The following is a 22,402-nucleotide window of genomic DNA, read 5'->3' as shown; positions in this document are numbered from 1 at the left end:
TTCCGTTTCCCGCGCCCGACCCCCGGCCGACTTGTTACCCTTGAGGCATGGACTGGTGGATTCCGATCGGTGGTGCGGGCGTGCTCCTGCTCGGCTCCCTCGCGAACCGGTTCGGTTGGATCGACCTCTCGAACAAGAACAAGCGACCGGGTGGCGGCGGAAGCGTGCTCTCGATCGGTGACGAAGTCTTCGCACCGAGTCGACACGAGGCCGCGATTGAACTCGACCGGCAAACGGCGCTTCCGGCTCCGGCCCCGCTCGCGGGCGACGGGCCCGGGGAACGCGGTATTTACGACGGCCGCATCCGGATCAAACTCGAGCCCTAACGAGTGCCTCACGGCGGCAGTGCGGGACTGCCGCACAATCGATAGGCCGCCAACGGTGCGATAGGCCGCCAACGGTGCCGGGTTAGGTGCCGCGGGTGAGCAGATCCTGGTAGTCGGCATGCGTCGTGAGCCAGCTGCTCAGGTACGGGCACTGTGAGACAACCGGCAGGTCGGAGTGCTCGCGCACGTCGTCGAGGGCGCAGCGAACCAGCGTGCTGGCCAACCCTGCGCCGCGAAACTGCGGATCGACTTCGGTGTGCACGAAGGTGATCGCGCGCGCGCTGGAGCTGTAGCGAGCGAGCCCGACCGCCTCGCCGTTTCGCCAGATCGTGTAGCGGGACTGCTCCGGTTCGTGCCGCACGTCGACGGTTGTCGACGGAGCGTTCGGTTCAGGGTCCATCACAACAGCCTACGGCTGCTGGCAGAATGGGGAGCATGCCAATCGCGTGGTCACAGACCTCTCCGTCCACTGTCTTCCACGCCGACAACCTCACCGTGTTGCCGTCGCTACCCGATGAGTCATTCACGTTGATCTACCTCGATCCGCCATTCAACACGGGGCGCAAGCAGAAACGTCAGTCGACGACATCTGTTCGCTCATCGGCCGAGGGTGCCATGAGCGCCGTGGGCGCGATCACCGGGTTCAAGGGGCAGCGTTACGAGCGCATCAAGGGCGACCTGCTCGGCTACGACGACCAGTTCGAAGACTATTGGGCATTTCTCGAGCCCCGCCTGATCGAGGCATGGCGTCTGCTGGCCGACGACGGCACCCTATATTTGCACCTCGACTACCGCGAGGCTCACTATGCCAAGGTGCTGCTCGACGCCCTGTTTGGCCGGGACTGCTTTCTCAACGAGCTGATCTGGGCCTACGACTACGGCGCGAAGTCGAAGAATCGCTGGCCCACCAAGCACGACACGATCCTGGTCTACGTGAAGAACCCGGCGACCTACTACTTCGACTCCAGCACTGTCGACCGCGAGCCATACATGGCGCCCGGCCTGGTCACCCCCGAGAAGGTCGCGTTGGGCAAGTTGCCGACGGACGTCTGGTGGCACACGATCGTCTCCCCGACGGGCAAGGAGAAAACGGGTTACCCCACGCAGAAGCCGGTCGGCATTCTGCGGCGCATCATCCAGGCGTCGAGCCGTGAGGGAGATTGGGTGCTTGATTTCTTTGCCGGCAGCGGCACCACGGGGGCCGTTGCCGCATCGCTCGGTCGCAGGTTCGTGCTCGTCGACCAGAACCCCGAATCGCTGACGGTGATGCGTGCCCGGTTTGCCGAACTTCCCGAGGTGGACTTCGTCGACGCTCCCTGAGCGCCTCGGATTCTTCGTACACCTCGGATTCTTCGTACACCTCGGCCCGCCGGCTTCTCGGCCAGCCCCGGCCAGCCCCGGCCAGCCCCGGCCAGCCTCCCGCGCGGCCATTTCGCATAACTCCTGCAATTTGCGCGGTCAACTGGCGCACGTCGCTGCAGTCCGGATGCTGTCCAGCCACTGCCGACTGAACTGCAGGAGTTATGCGGCGCGAGCCTCAGTGACACTGCCTGGCCGAGCCGGCAGGGGCCGAAACAATCGGCCGGCCAGCGTCTTCTGAAAGACTGGGACCATGAGATTCCGCATCTTCACCGAACCACAGCAGGGCGCAAGCTACGACGACCAGCTGGCCATCGCCCAGGCCACCGAGAAGCTCGGCTTCGACGCTTTCTTCCGCTCCGACCACTATCTGGCGATGGGCGGCGCGGGGTATCCCGGCCCGACGGATGCCTGGACGACGCTGGCTGGCCTCGCCCGCGAAACCGAGAGCATCCGTCTCGGCACCCTGGTCTCGTCAGTCACCTACCGCCCGCCCGGAATCCTGGCGATTCAGGTCGCCCAAGTCGACCAGATGTCGGGGGGACGCGTGGAACTGGGGCTCGGCACCGGTTGGTTCGCAGAGGAACATGCCGCGTACGGCATCCCTTTTCCGGCCAAGCGTTTCGGCATGCTCGAGGAACAGCTCGAGATCGTGACCGGCCTCTGGGAAACCCCGCTGGGCGAGCGCTACAGCTTTGCCGGCGAGCACTATTCGCTGACCGATTCCCCGGCACTGCCGAAGCCCGTGCAGGAGCGCATTCCGGTCATCGTCGGTGGCCTCGGTGCCACGCGGACGCCCGCCATGGCCGCACGTTTCGCGACCGAGTTCAACCTGCCGTTCCCCGACTTCGCGGATGTCTCCGATAAGTTCGCCGGCGTGCGCGCGGCCTGCGAGACCCTCGGCCGAGACCCGCAGGACCTCGTCTACTCGGCGGCGTTCGTCGCGGCGACCGGTGCCAACGATGCCGAGGTCGCTCGCCGAGCGGCGGCGATCGGCCGCGAGCCCGCCGAACTGCGCGCACACGGACTGGCCGGCACGGCGGCCGAGGTCGTCGATCGGTTGGGTGCGCTTCAGGCCGACGGCGTCGACTGCGTTTACCTGCAGATGCTCGACCTGCACGACCTTGAGCACCTCGACTTCTTCGCCCGTGAGGTCGTGCCGCAGCTTCGCTGACTCGACGTTACGCGGGCGACGGACTCGGCGGCTGGTCGGGGCGTGGGGAATCGGGGCGTGCGGAGTCGGGGCGCACCGTGTCGGGCCACACGACCTCGGTCGAGCCGGTGCCCGGTTCGATCAGGGCACCCATGCGGTCGGCGGCCTGCTGAAGCTGCAGCGCCGCCTCACGCTCCGCGGTCGCTGCCTGTTCGTTGGCTGTCTCCTGCAACGCCGACGTCTTGCGCAGCGGCGGCGTCTTCATGAAGAAGCTCAGAATGAATGCGATCAGCACCACGAAGAAGCTCACCCAGAACACCGTCACCGATGCGTCGTTAAAGCCTTCAAGGAAGGGGGCGGCAAGTCGGGGGTCAGAGGTGTTGAGGAACGACGTGTTGCCGTCGAGCGAAGCCCCCAGCCCGCCGGGGTTCTGAAGAAGCTTCAGGATCTCGGCGTTGGCGGGGTTGGCGATCACTGAGGGGTCGGCTGCGGCGGCCTTCAGGCTGGCGACGGTCGCCGAGTTGCTGAAGACGGCGGCGAGGGCAATCGGAATGCGGGTGAACAACACCGAGAACAGCACGGCAGTGCCGAGGGTTCCACCGATTTGCCGGAAGAACGTCGCGGACGATGTGGCAACTCCAATGTCACGTGCTCCCACGGAGTTCTGGCTGGCGATGGTGAGGGTTTGCATCAGCTGGCCGAGCCCGAGGCCGACGAGCAGCATCCCGACCATCATGAACGTCACCGGCTTCGTGGCCGTCGCGAAGGTGAACCAGAAGAAGCCGGTCGCCATCAGAGCGGTGCCGAGGATGGGAAAGATTCGGTAGCGTCCAGTGCGGGCGATGATTTGGCCGCTGGTGATCGAGGCGATCATCAGCCCCAGGATGAGCGGAAGCATGAGCAGGCCGCTCTCGGTGGGGGTGGCCCCGAGAACCAGTTGCAGATAAAGAGGGATGGTCATGAGCGCCCCGAACATGCCAAAGCCTACGAGCACTCCGAGGATCGTGGCCATCGTAAAGGTCTGTGAGCGGAACAGTTTGAGCGGGATCAGAGCGTCATCGCCCATCAGTCGCTGCGAGATGATGAATGCGGCGATGCCGACCACCCCGACGATGTAACAGGACCAGGCCGCGAGCGAATCCCAGCCCCAAATGCGGCCCTGCTCAGCGACGAGAAGCAACGGTACGGCCGCCACGATGACAGTGGAAGCGCCCCACCAGTCAATGCGGGCGGGCCGCTTGAACCGGGGGATGTGCAGAAAACGCACGACGATGGCGAGTGCGATCAGGCCGATCGGGATGTTGATCAGAAAGACCCAACGCCAGCCCGTGATGCCGAGGATGACGGGAGTGCCGGCGAGCAGCCCGCCGAGGAGCGGGCCGATCACGCTCGAAACCCCGAACACCGCCAGAAAGTAGCCCTGATATTTCGCGCGTTCCCGCGGGGCCAGAATGTCGCCCATGATGGTCAGCGGCAGCGCCATCAGACCGCCGGCACCAAGGCCCTGCACGGCGCGGGAGAGGGCGAGGCCATACATCGACGTGGCCAAACCCGACAGCAGCGAACCGAGCAAGAAGATCGAGATGGCGATCAAAAACATCGGGCGCCGCCCGAAGATGTCGCTGAGCTTGCCGTAGATGGGCGTGCTGATCGTCGAGACGATCAGATAGGCGGTGGTCACCCAGGCCTGCAGGGACAGGCCGTCGAGATCATCGGCGATGGTGCGCATCGACGTGCCCACAACGGTTTGGTCGAGGGCCGAGAGGAACATTCCCGCCATCAGACCGAATATCACAAAGAGAATTTGCCGGTGGCTCATGAGCGGCGCGGGTGCCGAGGCGGCTTGCATAGTGAGTAAAACTACTCCGCGAACTTTCGTTCTACAAGCATTCCGTGCGAGCGTTTAGACGCTGGGATCGGCACCGGCGCGGCTACACTCGGAGGGTGTCGGAACAGCAACAGCCCAGCGGGAATCAACGGTCCGTGCGACGACGACGAACGGCTGTGGTGGCGGCATCCGTTACGGTGCTTGCGGTGGCGTCGTTGGCCGCCGGCGTGCTGACCGGTGCCGCCTCGCGTGGCGAACCGTCCGCAGCGGCGATTCCGACGCCGGCCCCGACGCCCACCGAAACGGTGCGGCCGAGTCCGACACAATCAGCTCCTCCCGTTGCGGTTCCGACCTTCGACCGGGGCGCCCTGTCGATCGATGACCCGGCGAGTATCTGGGTCGTGGTGAACAAGCTGCGCCCGCTGAACCCCGCTGACTTCACCCCACCCGACCTGGTCGACGTGCCCGTGCCGCACACCTGGGCTCCTCGACTGCGCCTCGCCGCGTCGGATGCGGTCGTCGCGCTCTTCGCCGCCGCTGAAACCGAGGCCGGCCTCACGCTCGCATCGAACAGTGCCTATCGCAGCTACGACTCCCAGGTGAGTGTCTACGATGACGATGTCGCCTCCAACGGCCAGGCGTATGCCGACACCAGCACCGCACGCCCGGGGACGAGCGAACACCAGACCGGGCTCGCCATCGACATCGGCGCCGATTCGGGGCGTTGCTCGCTCAACGTCTGCTTCGCTGACACCGCGGAAGGGCAATGGCTGGCCGCGAACGCCTGGCGTTTCGGCTTTCTGCTGCGCTATCCGGCCGACAAAGAAGCGGTCACCGGGTACGCCTTCGAACCGTGGCACTACCGCTACGTGGGCGTCGAGCTCTCGACGGAGATGCACAGCACGGGCGTGACCACCCTCGAAGAGTTCTTCGGGCTGCCGGCTGCGCCCACCTATGGCTGACCCGCGCACGACAGACGCCGGCACGACTGACGCACGGATCGCGGGCCGGGCTTCTGCTGCCGCGCCGCGCCGTCGGCTCTCCCGGCGTAGCGGCTGGATGCCCCTGGCGCTGCTCATCGTCAACCAACTGTTGGCCGGGGTGGGCGTCGCATCCGGAATCGCCGTCGGGGGACTGCTGGCCGAACAGCTCTCGGGCACGGTCACGATGGCCGGCCTGGCCCAGACTTCTAGTGTTCTCGGCGCCGGTCTCGTCGCCATTCCGCTCGCGCGCTTGGCCACCCGGGTCGGGCGACACTGGGCTCTGGCTACCGGATACGCGTTGGCGCTCGTCGGGACGTTGCTCGTTTTCGTGGCATCCGCAACGGGCTCCATTGCAATTCTGCTGATCGGCCTGGCCGCATTCGGAGCAGCCAGCGCAGCCGGTCTGCAGGCTCGCTTCGCCGCAACGGAGGTGGCCTCGAAGGGGTTCGAGGCACGGTCAATGTCGGTCGTGCTCTGGGCAACGACGCTCGGCTCGGTCGCCGGACCCAACCTCTCCCAGTTGGGCAGCGACCTCGGTCGCAGCCTCGGTATCGAGCCACTCGCGGGTCCCTACCTGTTTTCGGGCGTCGCTTTCGCTCTCTCGACCCTGCTCGCCGCAGCGTTCCTCCGCACGCCGCCGGCCGGCCAACTCGCGGGCGAAGCCGCGCCCGCTGCGCCGCTGGGTCTGCGTGCGGCCGTGCGCATCGCGCTGCGCCAGCCCCAGGCTGTCTTCGCCATCGTCGCCATCGTCTGCTCGCACACCATCATGGTCGGCGTCATGGTGATGACGCCCGTGCATATGAACCATCAGGGAATGTCCCTCGGCCTGGTCGGCCTGGTGATCAGCGTGCACATTGTTGGCATGTACGGAGCAAGCCCGCTGATGGGCTGGCTCGCCGACCGTGTCGGCCCGGCCCGGGTGATTTTCATCGGCGTGGCCATCCTGGGCCTGGCCGCCGTCATCGGCGCACTGCTGGCCCCCGACGACATGATCGGTCTCTCCCTCGCGCTCGGCCTGCTCGGACTCGGCTGGTCGGCCGGCATGATCGGCGGGTCAGCCCTGCTCACCCGTACCGTCGAACAGCGCATCCGCGTGCCATTGCAAGGGGCGACGGATGCCGCAATGAACCTGGCCGCAGCCATGGCCGCCGCCGCATCCGGCTTGCTTCTCGCCTGGGGAGGCTTCGCCGCCGTGAACGTCGTGGCCATGCTCGTGCTGATCCCCATGATCGTCTTCGGGCTGCGCGCCCGAGCCCACCTCGCCCGCGGCTAGCGCTCTGCGACGCGGTGCGGACGCGCATTCGTCGTCCGCCGGCCGGGCCGCGGAAGCACCGGACCGGATGCGTTCGCATGGGTTTTGGATGCTTCCCACAGAACCCACTCATCTGAAGGTGATGATCTGTCATGTCCCCTTTTGTCGATGAGAAACGAATTTGTGCGCCCCGCCTTTACGAGAGTTACCCGCATCCTGTCCGCCTCTGTCACCCCGCGCCGCGGCAAGCACCGCGCGCGAACCCCACTGAAAAAGAGCCACTTCGCCCTGGGTGGTGGAATTCTTGCCACCTGCACGGTTGTCGCAATCACGGCCGGGGTGTTCTCCGGAAACGGAGCCCTCGAGGCTGATGCGGCGATTCCAGCCCCGGCTGCAACCGTCTCTGTGGTTCGTCCCGCGCCGATCGTGCGCGGCGCCCTCGTCACCGCCCACGGCGAATCGGCTGGTCCCGTCACCGGTGGCACCGTCGTCACCGTGAACGGAAAGGATCTCAGCCGGGTGGCCAGCGTGAAGTTCGGCGACACCCCCGGCACGGTCACGGCAGCCACCGCCGACACCGTGACGATCACGACCCCGCCCGCGAAGGACCTTGCAACCGGAACCGTCGAGGTCGAGCTGTTCGACCTGGACGGCCGGCAGGTGAAGGTCGACGCCGCGGCGCAGCCCGGGGCCGCAGCCGATTCGTCTGCAGCCGCCGTGGGCACGCCGACAGCGATTGCTCCGAGCGAGATCGCTTCGCCGGAGATCGCTGTGCCGGATGCCGCTGTGCCGGATGCCGTCGCCACGCCCACGCCCGCCGCTGCGCCGGCCGAAAACGCCGGCCCAGGTAAGCCCGCCGCATCCGTTCCGGCTGACAAGCCCGTGGTCCCACTCACCTTCAGCTACACGCCAGACCCCAAAATCGAGGCCGAAGCCGCAGCTGCGGCGGCCGCCGCGGAACAGGCCGCAGCGCAGGCTGCCGCCGAGGCCGCGCGCCAGGCCGCAATCGCCACCCAACTCGACTATGTGCTGGCCCACTGGAGTGACTACAACTCGGAAGAATTCGGCGTGATCAGTGGCAATGACTGTGCGAACTTTGCCAGTCAGTCGCTGCTTGCGCGCGGCTGGGCTATGGACGGCGAATGGTCCTACGGCAACGGATACAGTGCGGCGTGGGCCAGTTCCACGGCACTTGCCGACTACTTCGGCCGCCACCCTGAGCGGGCCACGGCGCTCGGCGCCGACCAGTGGGACCAGGTGAAGGTCGGCGATATCGTGCAGTTCGACTGGGACAACTCAGGCGACCGCGACCACACCGGAATCGTCTCCCGCGTCGACCAGACGGCATCCGGTGTGCAGATCTACTATGCCGGTCACACCAACGACACCGACTTCAAGTCAGTCAATGAGTCCGCCGCGAACACTGGAGCGTCGGTGTACTTCTGGAGTATCGCGTAGTTTAGATCTGACACCCATTCGGGGGAACCTAGACCGGTCGTTGCAGGCAACGGCCGTTCTCTCAGAGGAAACGAGTTGCTGTGGCGTTCACGATGCGTACCCGCGCGATTCTGGCGGTCGTCGTGGTGGCCGGCTTTCTCGGTGGCGGGGCCCTGCTGGCATCCGACGCCGTGCACGGTGGTGGAGCGACCGCCGAGCAACAGCAGCAGAAGGCGCAGGAACAGCGGGCGCAGGCCGTGAACCCGGCAGTGCACCTGCAACTCGAGTACGTGCTGAAGTACTGGCAGAACTACAACCTGACCGAGTACGGGGAGGTTCCCGACAACGACTGCGTCGACTTTGCCAGCCAGTCGCTGATCGCACGTGGCTGGACGATGGATTCCGAGTGGTGGTCTGAGGGAACCGGCGAAGATTTTGACTTCTCGTCGGCCTGGGTCAGCTCGACCGCGTTCCGGGACTACCTCGCCGATTCCGGTCGGGCGACCGTGCTGAGCGACAGCCAGCGCGACCAGGTGAAGCTCGGCGACATCGTGCAGTTCGACTGGGACAACTTGGGCGACCGCGACCACACCGGTATCGTCACGCGCATTGAGGGTTCGGGCGACGACCTCGAGATCTTCTACGCCGGTCACACCGACGACACTGACTACCGCTCGGTCGATTGGGCTATCACGGTCAACCACCCGGGTGCGAGTGTCTACTACTGGAGCATCCCGGAGTAGAGGTCGGGTCGCCTAACCGGTCGGTCCACACCGTTGCTCGTGCGCCCCGTTGGTCGAGCGACCCGTTGGTCGAGCGACCCGTTGGTCGAACGCCCCGTTGGTCGAGCGACCCGTTGGTCGAGCGACCCGTTGGTCGAGCTTGTCGAGACCCTGTCACCGTGTTCGGGTTTGGTTGTCTGGATCTCGACGCGCTCGATCAGCGGTTCACACGCTCGAGGCACCTGTTGGTCGATCCACCCCGTTTCTCGAGCGACCCGTTGGTCGAGCTTGTCGAGACCCTGTCACCGTGTTCGGGTTTGGTTTTCTGGATCTCGACACGCTCGATCAGCGGTTTACACGCTCGAGGCACCCGTTGCTCGTGCGCCCCGTTGCTCGAACGACCCGTTGGTCGAGCTCGTCGAGATGAACCGTCCCTGATTTCCTGCCGCTTTCTTTCTGGTGAAAGGATTCGGTTATGCCCAAGAAACACCCAACAGAGGTTCGCGAGCGAGCGGTTCGTATGACCCTTGATCGTTTGAAGGATTACCCGTCGATGTGGGCTGCGTGCCGAGACCTGGCACCGAAGCTGAACATCGGCGCGGAGACGTTGCGGAAGTGGGTCACCCAGGCGCAGGCCGACGCCGGCGAACGGACCGGCCCCACGAGCGAGGAGCTTGAGGAGATTAAACGTCTCAAGCGGGAGAACCGGGATCTGAGGGAAACGAACGACATCCTCAAAGCGGCGGCGTCTTTCTTCGCGAGGGAGCTCGACCCTCGCAACCGTCCATAGTTGCTTTCATCCTGGGGATGAAGGCGAACGGCCATGGAGTCGAGTTGACGTGTGGCGTCCTGCGCGAGCAGGGCGTCGCCGTTACTTCACGGTCGTATCGTGCGTGGAAGACCCGCGCTGCCGCCGCACGAACCCGGAATGATGCCGCCCTCATCGACATCTTCAAGACGCTGCGGGTGAGGGATGCGAAGGGCCGGCAGCAGCCCGAGGTTCTCTACGGGCGGCGGAAGATGACGGCGTGGCTGGCCCGCAGCGGGTTCTCGGACGTGTCCAAGCACACCGTCGACCGGTTGATGCGTCTGGAGGGCATGAACGGCCTCGTCCGCGGGCGCAAGCCCCGCACATCGACGTCGTCTGGGAAGGACTCGGCTCGGGCTCCTGACCTCCTCAAACGCAACTTCACTGCGCCCCGCCCGAACCATAGCTGGGTGACGGACTTCACCTACGTGCCGACGTGGGGCGGTTTCGTTTATATTGCCTTCGCGATCGACCTGTTTTCGCGGGCGATCGTTGGCTGGCAAGCCTCGACGGTGAAGGACACCCCATTCGTCGAGGAGTGTTTGAAGATGGCGCTCTGGCGCCGCGACCACGCCGGTCACGCGGTGAAACCGGGAATGATTCATCACTCCGACGCCGGGTCGCAATACACGTCGATTCGGTTCACCGAGACCGTCGTCCTCGAAGGTCTCGTGGCCTCGATCGGGAGCGTCGGCGACGCCTACGACAACGCGGCCGCCGAGACCGTCATGGGGCTCTACAAGAACGAGGCCATCGCAAAGAACTCACCGTTCATGACGGGCCCGTTGAAGACCCTCGCCGATGTTGAAGCAGTCACCTTCGACTGGCTCGATTGGTACAACAATCGGCGCCTGCACAGCTCGCTTGGGAACATGCCGCCCGAGGAATACGAGCGCAACTACTACGCTGAAACAAACGGCCCGTTAAACGACGAAGCCGCCAACAAAACGGCGGCATGAAATCCGGGACGGTTCAAGACCCTGTCACAGTGTTCGGGTTTGGTTTTCTGGATCTCGACACGCTCGATCAGCGGTTTACACGCTCGAGGCACCCGTTGGTCGAGCGACCCGTTGGTCGAGCGACCCGTTGGTCGAGCTTGTCGAGACCCTGTCACCGTGTTCGGGTTTGGTTTTCTGGATCTCGACACGCTCGATCAGCGGTTTACACGCTCGAGGCACCCGTTGGTCGAGCGACCCGTTGGTCGAACGACCCGTTGGTCGAGCTTGTCGAGACCCTGTCACCGTGTTCGGGTTTGGTTTTCTGGATCTCGACACGCTCGATCAGCGGTTTACACGCTCGATCAGCGGTTTACACGCTCGAGGCACCCGTTGGTCGATCCACCCCGTTGCTCGTGCGCCCCGTTGCTCGAACGACCCGTTGGTCGAGCTCGTCGAGACCCTGTCACCGTGTTCGGGTTTGGTTTTCTGGATCTCGACACGCTCGATCAGCGGTTTACACGCTCGTGCGCCCAGTTGATCGAGGCACCCGTTGGTCGAGCTTGTCGAGACCCTGTCACCGTGTTCGGGTTTGGTTTTCTGGATCTCGACACGCTCGATCAGCGGTTTACACGCTCGATCAGCGGTTTACACGCTCGATCAGCGGTTTACACGCTCGATCAGCGGTTTACACGCTCGATCGGCGGTGCTCGACAGGCTCGACCCGCGAGTCAGGCGATCGCGGCGTCGACGATCGCCTTCGCCTCGGCCTGCACCTGTGCGAGGTGCTCGGCGCCGAGGAACGACTCGGCATAGATCTTGTAGACGTCTTCGGTGCCGCTCGGACGCGCCGCGAACCAGGCGTTTTCGGTGACGACCTTGACCCCGCCGATCGCCGCATCGTTGCCGGGGGCGTGGCTGAGCGTGGCCAGAATCGGCTCACCGGCCAATTCACTGGCTGTGATCGCGGCGCCGTCGAGGCGGCTGAGTGCGGCCTTCTGCGCGGGCGTCGCCGCCGCATCCACTCGGGCATACGCGGGCGCACCGAACTGCTCGGTGAGTTCGGCATAGCGCTGGCTCGGCGTCTTTCCGGTGACCGCCAGAATCTCGGCGGCCAGCAGTGCAAGCAGAATTCCGTCTTTATCGGTCGTCCAGACGGTGCCGTCGAAGCGCACGAAGCTGGCCCCGGCGCTCTCTTCGCCACCGAACGCCACCGAGCCGTCGATCAGGCCCGGAACAAACCATTTGAAGCCCACCGGTACCTCCCACAGCTCGCGCCCGAGCGCACCCACCACACGGTCGATCATGGACGACGAGACGAGGGTCTTGCCTATACGGGCATCCGAGCGCCATTCGGGACGGTGGGTCGAGAGGTAGTCGATGGCGACGGCAAGAAAATGGTTGGGATTCATCAGCCCCGCATCCGGTGTGACGATGCCGTGCCGGTCGGCATCGGCGTCATTGCCGGTGAGAATGTCGTAGTCGTTCTGGTGGTCCAGAACGGATGCCATCGCGTGCGGGCTCGACGGATCCATGCGGATCTTGCCGTCCCAGTCGAGCGTCATGAACCGCCAGGTGGGGTCGACTTTCGGGTTGACCACGGTGAGGTTCAACTCATATGTGTCGCGGATCGCGCCCCAATAGCCCACGCTCGCGCCTCCCAGCGGGTCGGCCCCGATGCGGATGCCGCTGGCCTTGATCGCCTGCATGTCAATGATGTGTGCGAGATCTTCAACGTAGGCGCCCCGAAAGTCGTAGGCCTCGACCGCGCTCGGCTCGCTGCGCTGCACGTCGCGCAGGCCGTTCGCAATATGCTCGTTCGCTCGTTCGGCGATCCAGCTGGTGGCATCGCTGTCGGCCGGCCCGCCGTGCGGGGGGTTGTATTTGAAGCCGCCGTCAGAGGGCGGATTGTGGCTGGGGGTGACCACGATGCCGTCGGCCTGGTCGCCGTGGCCGCCGCGGTTGTAGGCGAGAATCGCGTGCGACAGCGCCGGTGTCGGCACGTAGTCATCGAATTCATCGACCAGCACGCGCACGTCGTTGGCGACGAGCACCTCCAGTGCGGTCGTGTAGGCCGGGGCGCTGAGCGCGTGGGTGTCGGCACCGATGAAGAGCGGGCCGGTGATGCCTTGACTGTCGCGGTATTCGACGATGGCCTGGGTGGTGGCGGCGATGTGGGCTTCGTTGAATGACACGGTCAGCGAACTGCCGCGGTGACCCGACGTGCCGAAGGCCACGCGCTGGGCGGGCACCGCGACATCCGGCTTCAGTGCGTAATAGGCGGCGACGAGCGCCGTGACGTCGATGAGATCGGATTCCTGGGCCGGCGTTCCCGCACGTTCATTCATGCCCCCAGTCTGGCACTGCAACTAGGCTGTGAGCCATGCCTCTGACGCCACTAGACACCGACAGCTACAGCTTCCTCGGGCCGGCCGGCACGTTTACCGAGGCGGCGCTGGCCCAGGTGCCCGATGCGGCGGGCAAACGCTGGCGTGCGGTGAACAACGTGGGCGAGGCTCTGGCCGACGTGGTCTCAGGCCGCAGCGTGGCCGCGATGATCGCGATCGAGAACTCGGTCGATGGCGGGGTGAGCGCCACCCAGGATGCCCTGGCGAGCGTACCGAACCTGCGCATCGTGGGCGAATACCTGGTTCCGGTCAACTTCGTGCTCGTCGCCCGACCCGGAACGACCCTGGCCGAGGTGAACACCGTGAACGCGCATCCGGTCGCCTATGCGCAGTGCCGTGCCTGGCTTGAAAAAGCGGTGCCCGGTCACGGGTATATTCCGGCGTCGAGCAATGTGGCTGCCGCCGCGGCCCTGCTTGAGAACTCCCAAGCGGATGCGGCGATCGCGCCCCCCGGAATCGACACGCACCACCCCGTCGTGGTGCTCGCGACGAACATCGGCGACAACCCCAACGCCGTGACCCGCTTCGTACTCGTCAGCCGCACGGTTACCCTGCCTGAGCCGACCGGAGCAGACAAGACGACGCTCATCATCGAACTGCCCGATGACCGCTCGGGAGCGCTGCTCGAGATGCTCGAGCAGTTCGCCACTCGAGGCGTGAACCTCAGCCTGATTCAGTCCCGACCAATCGGTGACGCGCTCGGGCGCTACCGGTTCGTCATCGACGCCGACGGCCACATTCTCGACGAACGGATGGCCGACGCGCTGCTCGGCCTACGTCGGTTCAGCCCCAACGTGACATTCCTCGGTTCCTATCCTCGCGCCGACAAACAGGCGATCGAATTCACCTCCCGCTTTGATGACGAGATCTTCATCGAGGCGCGTGATTGGCTGCGCGGCCTGATCGACGGGGAGCCGGCGGCATGAGCACGCGTGGGGAAAAGACGGTCGCGGGGATCCGCCCGCCTTCGACCCACGGCATAACCCGATCTATCAGCGCGGTTACGTGCACGATGCGAGTGCGCCGAGTGCGCCGATCGCCGGGCGCGCGCGTCGTTCTTCGGGGCCGGATGCAGCTGCCTCAGCATCCGCTCCGACATCAGCATCAGCATCAGCATCAGCTCCGACATCAGCATCAGCTCCGTCGTCTGCCTCTGCGCCGTCGTCTGCCTCTGCACCCACACGTGCATCGGTGCCGACCCGCGCTTCTGCGCCCGCCCCGTCCGACGAGGTGCGGCCCGACGAGGTGCGGTTCGACGAGGTGCGGCCCGGGGACGCGCGGTTCGGCGACACCGCCGGGCACGACACCGTCGGGCACGACACCGCCGGGTACGACGGCGACATGGACCGTGTGGTCGGGCCTCGGGCGAACCCGTATCTGACTGCACTGTGGCTGATCGGCACCCTCCTGGTTGTGGCCGGCGGAGGCCTGTACTGGCAATCGGTCTCTGATGACGGGCAGAGCTATTCCTCGAGCGACCCAGGTATGCCGCTGAGCTTGATCCTGATGCGGCTCTCGTGGATGGTCGCGCCCGCACTCTTCTCGACGGGCCTTCTCGTGCTGGTCGCTCTTGTCTTCGAACGGGCGATCAGCTGGCAACGTGCCCGCCGCTAGTCGCGGGTCAGGCCTTTAGAGCGCGGGCGGCTGCCACCAGCATGAAGCCGTGAGGTCGCGCAGATGACCCTTCGGGTGACCTCGGAAGGGTCATCTGCGCGACTTCACGGCAGGCGGCGTGTAGCGAAGGGGAGGGTGGAGGGGATGGGGGCGGGGGAGTGCGGCGGGCGTGCTTCATGGCACGGTGCGCACGGCGGAATCCGCGCGCTTCAGGCCGCCGAAACCCGCACGATCAGGGCCTGCGGATCGGCCCGCAGAAACAGTGCCCGCGCCAACCCGAACTCGTCACCGTCAATTTCAAAGGGCTGCGGGCCCTCGACAGTGATGCGGATGTCGGCTGACTGCAGCGTCGTCATCGTGCGTTCGTTGGTCTCTTCGGTGACCTCAATCAGTTTGCGTCCGGTCTTCGTTCGGCGCAGCACGCCATTCTCCCAACCGACCCGCCGCCAGATCTTCAGCCAGCCGAGTACGCCCTTCGGCTTCAACACGGCGATGTCAAGAATTCCATCGTCGACCTGCGCCTTCGGGAGAAATTGCAGGTTGCCGGGCAGCAGTCCGCAATTGGCGATCAAAATGGTGCTGATGTGCGCCGAGCGATCGGGCCGCCCGGCCAGGCTGTAGCGGATACGAAACGGCACGGCTTTCGGAAACACCCGCATGCCGGCGTCGATGTAGGCCAACCAGCCGACCTGCTTCTTGAGATCGGGGTTCGTGGCCGCGATCATTTCGGCGTCGACGCCGAGGCCGGCCATCACCAAAAACACATGATCGTCGGTGTCACCGTTGGCACCCGTCACGCTGACAACGCCGAGGTCGATCGCCCGATCCTCGCCACCAAAAGCGATCGCCGTCGACTCGTCGATGCTGCTCAGGGGAAGTTGCAGGTTACGGGCGAGCAGATTTCCGGTGCCCGATGGCACTATCGCCAACGGAATCTCCGAGTCGCGCAGTGCCTCGGCAACGGCGCGCACGGTGCCATCACCACCGGCCACGATCACCATCGCGACACCCTGCCGCACCGCGCGGCGGGTGGCCTGCTGGCCGGCATCCGTCACGCTTGTCGCAAACCAGAGCGTCTCTCCCCAGCCGGACTTCGAGGCGGCCTTGCTGACGCTGGCCCGGAGCTTCTTCAGATCGACTTTGATCGGGTTATAAACCACAGCAGCATATTGGGAGGGGGAGGAAGTACGGCGATCCGTCACCTGCACAGGCTATCGGGTTGCCCAGCCCGGCGCTTGTAGACTGGCGAGCGTGATTGATCCGGTGCTGTTGCGAGAAAACCCTGACCTCATCAAGCGTTCGCAGGAGGCCCGAGGGGCCTCTGTGGAGGCTGTCGACCTGGCGCTCGCCGCCGACGCCGAACGGCGGACCACGATTTCGGCGTTCGAGGCGCTGCGGGCCGAACAGAATGTCTTCGGCAAGCAGGTTGCTGCCGCGCCGAAAGACGAGAAGAAGGCACTCGTCGCCCAGGCACAAGAACTCGCTGCCCGGGTGAAGGCCGCCAGCGCCGTCGCGACCGAAGCCGAGGCCGCGTTCCACGCCATCGTGCGCACGATCGCCAACCCCATCATCGACGGCGTTCCGGCCGGTGGCGAGGAGAACTTCATCACCCTGCGCACCCACGGCGACACCCCCATCTTCGACTTCGAACCGCGCGACCACCTCGAGCTCGGCGAACTGCTCGGCGCGATCGATATGAGCCGCGGCGCCAAGGTGTCGGGTTCGCGCTTCTACTTCTTGAAGGGCATCGGTGCCCGCCTCGAGATCGCCCTGATGAACATGGCGCTGGATCGGGCACTCGCGGCGGGATTCACGCCGTTGATCACGCCCACCCTGGTGCGACCCGAGATCATGGACGGCACCGGCTTCCTCGGCGAGCACGCCGACGAGATCTACTACCTGCCCGCCGACGACCTCTACCTCACCGGCACGAGCGAGGTGGCCCTGGCCGGCTACCACTCGGATGAGATCCTCGACCTCGAGGCCGAGCCGCTGCGCTACGCCGGCTGGTCCACCTGCTACCGTCGTGAGGCCGGATCGGGCGGAAAAGACACCCGCGGCATCATCCGGGTGCACCAGTTCAACAAGCTCGAGATGTTCGCCTACGTGCTGCCGGAAAACGCCGAGGCCGAGCACGACCGCCTCGTCGCGTTGCAGGAAGACATGCTCAAATCGCTCGGACTGAGCTACCGCGTGATCGACGTCGCCGCCGGAGACCTTGGCTCGAGCGCGGCCCGCAAGTTTGACATCGAGGCCTGGGTTCCCACGCAGGGCGCGTACCGCGAGCTGACCAGCACGAGTAACTGCACCACCTACCAGGCACGCCGTCTCGACATCCGTTACCGCACCGAATCGGGCAAGACCACCCCGGTCGCCACCCTCAACGGCACGCTGGCCACCACCCGCTGGATCGTCGCGATGCTCGAAACGCATCAGCAAGCGGATGGCTCGGTGCGCATTCCCGAGGCGCTTCGCCCGTTCCTCGGTGGCATCGACGTGATCGAGCCGATCCAGTGACCGATTCGCGCGGCGCTGCCCGGGGAACCCTCGCGGCCGAGGGAACGGATGCGCGCTGGCTCGTCGCCCTCGACATTGATGGAACGACCATGCAGGAAGACGGCACGATCAGTGCCACCGTGATTTCTGAGATTCAGCGACTGACCCTCGAGGGTCATGAGGTGATGTTGGCGACCGGCCGCAGCTCGGCCGCAACTCTTCCCGTGCTGGCGCGGCTCGGCATCACCCCGAGCTTCTTGGTCTGCTCGAACGGTGCCATCACGTTGATGCGTGACGAGCGCGAACCGAGCGGGTACCGGCGTGGACGCATCGAATCGTTCGATCCGTCCGGCGTTCTCACCACCATGCGCTCGCACATTGGGAATGCCCGCTTCGCCGTCGAAGACGAGCAGGGCCACTACCGCTTCACCGAGATATTCCCCGACGACACCATCGGCGACGACAGCGAGCAGGTCCCGTTCGAAGACTTGCTGGTGCACCTGGCGACCCGCGTCGTGGTGATCTCGCCCGACCACGAGATGGAGGAATTCCTCGCCGTGGTCGATCGCATGGGCCTTCACCGGGTCAGCTATGCAATTGGGTGGACCGCGTGGCTCGACATTGCGCCCGACGGCGTGAACAAGGCAACGGCCATGGAGCGCGTGCGCGAAGACCTCGACATCCCCCGCCACCGGGTCATGGCCGTGGGTGACGGACGCAACGACATCGACATGCTGCTCTGGGCCAGTGAGCAGGGGCGTGGCGTGGCCATGGGGCAGGCGCCGGATGAGGTTCTCGAGGCCGCCAACGAGACGACGGCTCCCGTGCACGGCGACGGGCTCGCCCAGGTCTTGGCCACGCTGTAGTCGCACGGGTGCGCGGGTGCGGGTGCGCCGATGCGCGGGCGTGCGCGGCGTCGCACCGGCGCAGAAACCGTCGGAGGTGCCCAGGTGTAGGGTCGGCGCATGATCGGTCGATCGACGCACGGCGACGGTGCTGAGCCCGCCTCTGAGCCTGACGCTAACGCTGACGCTGGTACGGCCGCTGGCGCCGACTCGGCCGCTGGCGTCGGGCCGGTCCCGTTCGCCCGGCATGGCCGACAGCGGTCGACGGGTCCGGCGAGAACGCTCGTCACTGGGCTGGGGCTGGGACTGGCGGTGCTGCTCGTGAGCTCGCTCGCCGTCGTGGGAATCGCCGTCAGCGACGTCGCGACCTCACTCAAGCCGGGCATCGTGTTGCCGGGCGACACGGTGAGTGCGGGCGGCCCGGCCCCCCAGATCGGGGCGATCGACGGCGGCGTGAACCTCCTGCTCGTCGGCAGCGATAGCGGTGAGGGGGATCCCGCCTACGGGCCGCGCGGCGAACATCTGGGCGACGTCACGGCGCTGCTCCACATCTCGAACGACCACACCCGGGCGAGCATCGTCAGCTTTCCGCGCGATTTGTTCGTGACCATTCCGGCCTGTGCGGCATCCCCGACCGAAAGCGCCCCGGGCACCGACGGCGGGTTCACCGACAAGCTCAACACCGCGCTGGCTGACGGCGGCCTGGGGTGCACGGTCGCCACCATCACGAAGCTCACCGGCCAGAACATCCCCTTCGCCGCCGAGATCGAGTTCAACGGCGTCATTGCGATGTCCGACGCCGTCGGCGGCGTGCCGGTGTGTGTGGCCGAGCCCATTCAGGATGCCTACACCGGCACGTTCCTGTCGGCCGGCGAGCACGTGCTGTCGGGCGGGGACGCCCTGCAGTTTCTGCGCACCCGCCACGGGCTCTCCACCGGCAGTGACCTGGCCAGAATCGGCAATCAACAGGCCTTCCTCGCCTCGTTGGTGCGCACCATCACCTCGAATGGTGTGCTGAACAACCCGCTCACCCTCTACAGCCTGGCCAAGGCTGCGTCGAGCAATATGAGGCTGTCGACGAGCCTGCAGCATGTCGACACCCTGGTCTCGATCGCCCTGGCCCTGCGGGGTATGGACCTGGCCCAGATTTCGTTCCTGCAGTATCCCGTCGACGAGGTCGACGGCGGGCTGGTGGCGCGCACCGCCGATGCGATGGTGCTGTTCACCGCGCTTGCGGCCGACGCGCCGGTGCAGGTGGGCGGGCAGCTCGGCCCAGCCAGCGAGGCGGCGCCGGGGGCCCCGTCGGCCCCGCCGGTGGCATCCGTCGCTCCGGTGCCCAGCGCGGGGCCGGCTGCGACAGGGGCGCCATCCTCGGTGCCGACCGCGTTGCCGGGGCCCGTCGCGGTCACGTTGCCGCCGAGCATTACGGGCCAAACCGCGGCGGAGCAGACCTGCGCTGTGGGGCGCACGCTGGTCAATCAATAGCCCCTCATCAGGTGTTCAGTGTCTTACCAGGAAGCACTGTCAGTCTGAGATCGATCCCATCGGCTAGAATCGAGCCTTGTTCGTTCGCGAACTGGAGGGCTGTCCGAGCGGCCGATGGAGCCAGTCTTGAAAACTGGTGGGCAGAAATGTCTCGTGGGTTCGAATCCCACGCCCTCCGCACAATGACGCGTCAGGGCCGACATACGACGAAGGGACCCGAGTGAGCGACCAACTGCGCCCACGCACGAATAGGGCACAGCATCTCTCGACGATCGCCCGGCACGGCCGGCTCAAAAGGTCGAATGCGTTTGCCACAATCGCCAAGTTTCTCGCTGGCACGCTGGCCGTTTTGCTGGTCAGCGGCGCCTCGGTCGCGGCGATCGCGGGAATGAACGTGGTCGCCAGCGCGAAGCCCGGCGTGCACCTGGCCAATGAGAAGGCGCTGGGGGAGATCCCGCAGATCGGTGCCATCGATGGCGGCGTCAACATGCTGATCATCGGCAGCGACAGTCGAGCAGGCCAAGATCCGTCGTTCGGTGGCGAGGACGAGACCGGCGACCTCAACGACGTGACGATGCTGTTGCACATCTCGCAGGATCACAGCAACGCCTCGGTGATCAGCTTTCCGCGCGACATGTTTGTGCCGATCCCCGAATGCCCGCTGCCCGACGGCGACACCTCGTCGGCGATGAGCCGCCAGAAGATCAACACCACGCTGAGCTACGGCGGCATGGCCTGCACCGTGCTTACCGTTGAGGCGCTCACCGGACTCAGCATCCCGTTTGCCGCGGAGGTGCAGTTCAGTGGCGTGATGGCCATGTCGACCGCAGTCGGCGGTGTTCCGGTCTGTGTCGCCGAGCGCATCGAGGACGAGTACACCGGAACCTTCCTTGACCCGGGCGTGCACTCGCTCCAGGGCGTCGATGCGCTGCAGTTCCTGCGCACCCGGCACGGCGTCGGCGACGGGAGCGACCTCACCCGCATCAACAACCAGCAGGTGTTCATGTCGTCGCTCGTGCGTCAGATCAAGAGCGCCAACACGCTCTCCGATCCGCTCAAGGTCTATTCGCTGGCGAAGGCGGCCACGTCCAACATGCAGCTCTCCGAGAGCCTCAACAACGTGTCGACGTTGGCCTCGATCGCGATGGCGTTGAAAGACATCAATCTTGACGAGATCACCTTTGTTCAGGTGCCGACCGGTTCCACCGAGGGTGGCGTGCTGCCGGTTCAGCCGGCCTTCGACGACATGTTCGCGGCCATCGCCGCCGACCAGCCGATTGCTCTCGCCGGGACCCTCGGTCGCGGTGCGACGCTCGACCCGAATGCTCCGGTAGCCGAAACGCCGGCCGCTCAGGCGCCGGCCGAGGGCGCGGCCGATCCCGCTGCCCCGGTCGCACCCCAGAAGACGGTGATTTCTGATCGGGCCACTGGCCAGACGGCAGGCGAATTCACCTGTTCGGTCGGTCGCACGCTCGACAATCAGTAGGCGGGCCGCGGCATCCGTTCGCCATGTGGTCGAAAGGATGCCGCGGACTCGGTTATGATTATGGTCGTGTGTTCGCTTCGGTGAGCATTCAGGAACCGTCGCATAGTTCGGCCTAGTGCACCACCCTGCTAAGGTGGAGTACCCTCACGGGTACCGTGGGTTCAAATCCCACCGGTTCCGCAGAGAAACCCCGCTCAGGCGGGGTTTTTTGTTTCCCGATTTGAGCCGAAACTTCGCTGAGTCAAGCCCTTGCGGTCGAGTTTTCCCGGCATGCAAGACGAACTCGACCGCACGAGGCGAACTCGGCGGATGCCGCGGCACACTTCTCGCGTGGGAGTCGCCGTTCTTCCACAGAATCCCCGTCAGTACGCTCTGCCCTGCGCCACACCGCTGTGCTGCTGGCTCAGCGAGATCCGACCGTGATCGTGTTAATCAGAGATGACGAGCTCGTCCCGAACCGGCTCGGATGGGGTGAAAAAGAGTAGTGACGACAGGGCAATTCACTCCGAGGATCGACCCGACGGAATGGGAAGCGATTGTCCGAGGGTGGGTTCGTCATCCCGGCGGCGCACACCGGATGTCCCACAATGTGGACACTCCTCGTGCCCAGTGCTGGCGCGTCTAGATCAGCGGTCAGCCGGAGTTGCCGGGTGGCAGGGTAGTGTTCAAGGGGGTCACCTTTGGTCGGGTTCGCGGCGAAAGTGTGTATTTCTCTCGCCGGCTGTGGCAGGAGGCCTAGATGATTTCGGGGGATTGATCGTATGGCGAAGCTCAAGAAGAAGAATGCTGTAGTCATCGCGGTGGCGGCACTGGTGTTGATTCCGGCTGTTGCCGCATTCGCGTATTGGACGGTCGGCGGTTCAGGCACCGGAACGGCAACAACGGGTACGAGCGAGAACATCACGGTGCATCAGACCAGCGTGGTGACGGGGATGTACCCCGGTGGTACTGAGCAGACGTTGAGCGGTAACTTCACAAATTCCGACGCAGGCCCTGTCTACGTGGGAACTGTGACGGCGAGCATCGCTTCGGTGGACAAGGCACTCAACGCCGCAGTGGGCACCTGTGATGCGTCGGATTACACTCTTGCGAATGCGGTCATGACGGTTGGTGGAGAAGTTCCAGTGGGTACGGCCGTGGGTGCGTGGGGCGGTGCCACGATTAAGTTCAACGACAAGACATCAATCCAGGATGCCTGCAAGGGCGCCACGGTCAATCTGTCTTACAGGATCGGCGCGATCGGCTAAGTGAGCCCACTCTGACAG

At 65.3% G+C, this 22,402-nt stretch carries 19 protein-coding genes and 2 tRNA genes; 17 read left to right on the top strand and 4 right to left on the bottom strand.

The window, feature by feature from the left end:
- The first annotated feature begins 47 nt into the window (after window positions 1–47).
- On the top strand, window positions 48–326 hold the full coding sequence (locus HNR05_RS13050; protein WP_179579540.1) for a hypothetical protein: 279 nt from the start codon (window positions 48–50) through the stop codon (window positions 324–326).
- An 82-nt stretch (window positions 327–408) separates the two neighbouring features.
- Here the strand turns inward: HNR05_RS13050 and HNR05_RS13045 are convergent, their stop codons facing one another.
- Complete coding sequence (locus HNR05_RS13045) at window positions 409–726, bottom strand: GNAT family N-acetyltransferase (protein ID WP_179579539.1); 318 nt, start codon at window positions 724–726, stop codon at window positions 409–411.
- A gap of 35 nt (window positions 727–761) precedes the next feature.
- On the opposite strand from HNR05_RS13045, the gene HNR05_RS13040 reads away from it, so the two are divergent.
- Both HNR05_RS13040 and HNR05_RS13035 read left to right on the top strand, forming a co-directional pair.
- Window positions 762–1,646, top strand: coding sequence for a DNA-methyltransferase (locus HNR05_RS13040; protein ID WP_179579538.1), 885 nt, complete (start codon window positions 762–764; stop codon window positions 1,644–1,646).
- A gap of 292 nt (window positions 1,647–1,938) precedes the next feature.
- The gene (locus tag HNR05_RS13035; protein WP_179579537.1) at window positions 1,939–2,859 is read left to right on the top strand and encodes an LLM class F420-dependent oxidoreductase; all 921 of its coding nucleotides are present in this window, start codon (window positions 1,939–1,941) and stop codon (window positions 2,857–2,859) included.
- A 7-nt stretch (window positions 2,860–2,866) separates the two neighbouring features.
- Here the strand turns inward: HNR05_RS13035 and HNR05_RS13030 are convergent, their stop codons facing one another.
- Window positions 2,867–4,657: an MDR family MFS transporter gene (locus HNR05_RS13030; RefSeq protein WP_179580964.1), complete on the bottom strand. Its 1,791-nt coding sequence runs from the start codon at window positions 4,655–4,657 to the stop codon at window positions 2,867–2,869.
- Window positions 4,658–4,821: 164 nt separating this feature from the next.
- Between HNR05_RS13030 and HNR05_RS13025 the strand changes: the two genes are divergently transcribed.
- From HNR05_RS13025 to HNR05_RS13005, 5 genes are all read left to right on the top strand, one after another.
- Window positions 4,822–5,628 carry a D-alanyl-D-alanine carboxypeptidase family protein gene (locus HNR05_RS13025; protein WP_179579536.1) on the top strand — a complete coding sequence of 269 codons (807 nt, stop codon included), beginning with the start codon at window positions 4,822–4,824 and terminating at the stop codon, window positions 5,626–5,628.
- Window positions 5,621–6,922 carry an MFS transporter gene (locus tag HNR05_RS13020; RefSeq protein ID WP_246318404.1) on the top strand — a complete coding sequence of 434 codons (1,302 nt, stop codon included), beginning with the start codon at window positions 5,621–5,623 and terminating at the stop codon, window positions 6,920–6,922. Before HNR05_RS13025 ends, HNR05_RS13020 begins: the two co-directional genes overlap by 8 nt.
- A 147-nt stretch (window positions 6,923–7,069) precedes the next feature.
- Window positions 7,070–8,359, top strand: coding sequence for an amidase domain-containing protein (locus HNR05_RS13015; RefSeq protein ID WP_179579535.1), 1,290 nt, complete (start codon window positions 7,070–7,072; stop codon window positions 8,357–8,359).
- An 80-nt stretch (window positions 8,360–8,439) separates the two neighbouring features.
- Window positions 8,440–9,081, top strand: a complete 642-nt coding sequence (locus tag HNR05_RS13010) for an amidase domain-containing protein (protein WP_179579534.1) — start codon at window positions 8,440–8,442, stop codon at window positions 9,079–9,081.
- A gap of 454 nt (window positions 9,082–9,535) precedes the next feature.
- Window positions 9,536–10,827 (top strand): IS3 family transposase gene (locus HNR05_RS13005; RefSeq protein WP_179577428.1). Its coding sequence is split into 2 segments (ribosomal slippage): window positions 9,536–9,806 and window positions 9,806–10,827, totalling 1,293 coding nucleotides; the frame shifts between segments, so codons are not numbered across the junction.
- A 707-nt stretch (window positions 10,828–11,534) separates the two neighbouring features.
- Here the strand turns inward: HNR05_RS13005 and pgm are convergent.
- Window positions 11,535–13,151 carry a phosphoglucomutase (alpha-D-glucose-1,6-bisphosphate-dependent) gene (gene pgm / locus HNR05_RS13000; RefSeq protein ID WP_179579533.1) on the bottom strand — a complete coding sequence of 539 codons (1,617 nt, stop codon included), beginning with the start codon at window positions 13,149–13,151 and terminating at the stop codon, window positions 11,535–11,537.
- Between the two features lie 35 nt (window positions 13,152–13,186).
- Between pgm and pheA the strand changes: the two genes are divergently transcribed.
- Entirely contained in the window at window positions 13,187–14,137 is a 951-nt protein-coding gene (gene pheA / locus HNR05_RS12995) for a prephenate dehydratase (protein ID WP_179579532.1), read from the top strand.
- Window positions 14,138–14,402: 265 nt separating this feature from the next.
- Entirely contained in the window at window positions 14,403–14,825 is a 423-nt protein-coding gene (locus HNR05_RS12985) for a hypothetical protein (protein WP_179579530.1), read from the top strand.
- A 209-nt stretch (window positions 14,826–15,034) separates the two neighbouring features.
- On the opposite strand, the gene HNR05_RS12980 is transcribed toward HNR05_RS12985, so the two are convergent.
- A complete protein-coding gene (locus HNR05_RS12980; RefSeq protein ID WP_218868893.1) occupies window positions 15,035–15,985 on the bottom strand; it encodes a diacylglycerol kinase family protein in 951 nt (316 codons plus the stop codon).
- Window positions 15,986–16,076: 91 nt separating this feature from the next.
- On the opposite strand from HNR05_RS12980, the gene serS reads away from it, so the two are divergent.
- From serS to HNR05_RS12945, 7 genes are all read left to right on the top strand, one after another.
- Window positions 16,077–17,342, top strand: a complete 1,266-nt coding sequence (gene serS, locus HNR05_RS12975; protein WP_179579528.1) for a serine--tRNA ligase — start codon at window positions 16,077–16,079, stop codon at window positions 17,340–17,342.
- Entirely contained in the window at window positions 17,339–18,187 is an 849-nt protein-coding gene (locus HNR05_RS12970) for an HAD family hydrolase (RefSeq protein ID WP_343062591.1), read from the top strand. Before serS ends, HNR05_RS12970 begins: the two co-directional genes overlap by 4 nt.
- A 99-nt stretch (window positions 18,188–18,286) precedes the next feature.
- Complete coding sequence (locus HNR05_RS12965; RefSeq protein WP_179579527.1) at window positions 18,287–19,651, top strand: LCP family protein; 1,365 nt, start codon at window positions 18,287–18,289, stop codon at window positions 19,649–19,651.
- 93 nt (window positions 19,652–19,744) lie between these two features.
- Window positions 19,745–19,829: transfer RNA gene (locus HNR05_RS12960), tRNA-Ser, on the top strand.
- A 42-nt stretch (window positions 19,830–19,871) separates the two neighbouring features.
- Window positions 19,872–21,137 (top strand): LCP family protein, encoded by a 1,266-nt coding sequence (locus HNR05_RS12955; protein ID WP_343062590.1) that lies wholly within the window; start codon window positions 19,872–19,874, stop codon window positions 21,135–21,137.
- A 91-nt stretch (window positions 21,138–21,228) separates the two neighbouring features.
- A tRNA-Ser gene (locus HNR05_RS12950) sits at window positions 21,229–21,317 on the top strand.
- 581 nt (window positions 21,318–21,898) lie between these two features.
- On the top strand, window positions 21,899–22,384 hold the full coding sequence (locus HNR05_RS12945) for a hypothetical protein (protein WP_179579526.1): 486 nt from the start codon (window positions 21,899–21,901) through the stop codon (window positions 22,382–22,384).
- Window positions 22,385–22,402 lie beyond the last annotated feature (18 nt).

The organism is Leifsonia psychrotolerans, from assembly GCF_013410665.1.
GTDB classification, from domain to species: Bacteria; Actinomycetota; Actinomycetes; order Actinomycetales; family Microbacteriaceae; genus Cryobacterium; species Cryobacterium psychrotolerans_A.
The sequence above is the reverse complement of the archived record's forward strand: the minus strand, read 5'-3'. Positions and strand labels throughout refer to the sequence as shown.

What these genes read in the sequence shown, in the direction of transcription:
- HNR05_RS13050 (WP_179579540.1), top strand. Translation starts at nt 48, where the DNA reads ATGGACTGGTGGATTCCGATCGGTGGTGCGGGCGTGCTCCTGCTCGGC.
- HNR05_RS13045 (WP_179579539.1), bottom strand. Translation starts at nt 726, where the DNA reads ATGGACCCTGAACCGAACGCTCCGTCGACAACCGTCGACGTGCGGCAC.
- HNR05_RS13040 (WP_179579538.1), top strand. Translation starts at nt 762, where the DNA reads ATGCCAATCGCGTGGTCACAGACCTCTCCGTCCACTGTCTTCCACGCC.
- HNR05_RS13035 (WP_179579537.1), top strand. Translation starts at nt 1,939, where the DNA reads ATGAGATTCCGCATCTTCACCGAACCACAGCAGGGCGCAAGCTACGAC.
- HNR05_RS13030 (WP_179580964.1), bottom strand. Translation starts at nt 4,657, where the DNA reads ATGAGCCACCGGCAAATTCTCTTTGTGATATTCGGTCTGATGGCGGGA.
- HNR05_RS13020 (WP_246318404.1), top strand. Translation starts at nt 5,621, where the DNA reads ATGGCTGACCCGCGCACGACAGACGCCGGCACGACTGACGCACGGATC.
- HNR05_RS13015 (WP_179579535.1), top strand. Translation starts at nt 7,070, where the DNA reads ATGAGAAACGAATTTGTGCGCCCCGCCTTTACGAGAGTTACCCGCATC.
- pgm (WP_179579533.1), bottom strand. Translation starts at nt 13,151, where the DNA reads ATGAATGAACGTGCGGGAACGCCGGCCCAGGAATCCGATCTCATCGAC.
- pheA (WP_179579532.1), top strand. Translation starts at nt 13,187, where the DNA reads ATGCCTCTGACGCCACTAGACACCGACAGCTACAGCTTCCTCGGGCCG.
- HNR05_RS12965 (WP_179579527.1), top strand. Translation starts at nt 18,287, where the DNA reads ATGATCGGTCGATCGACGCACGGCGACGGTGCTGAGCCCGCCTCTGAG.
- HNR05_RS12945 (WP_179579526.1), top strand. Translation starts at nt 21,899, where the DNA reads ATGGCGAAGCTCAAGAAGAAGAATGCTGTAGTCATCGCGGTGGCGGCA.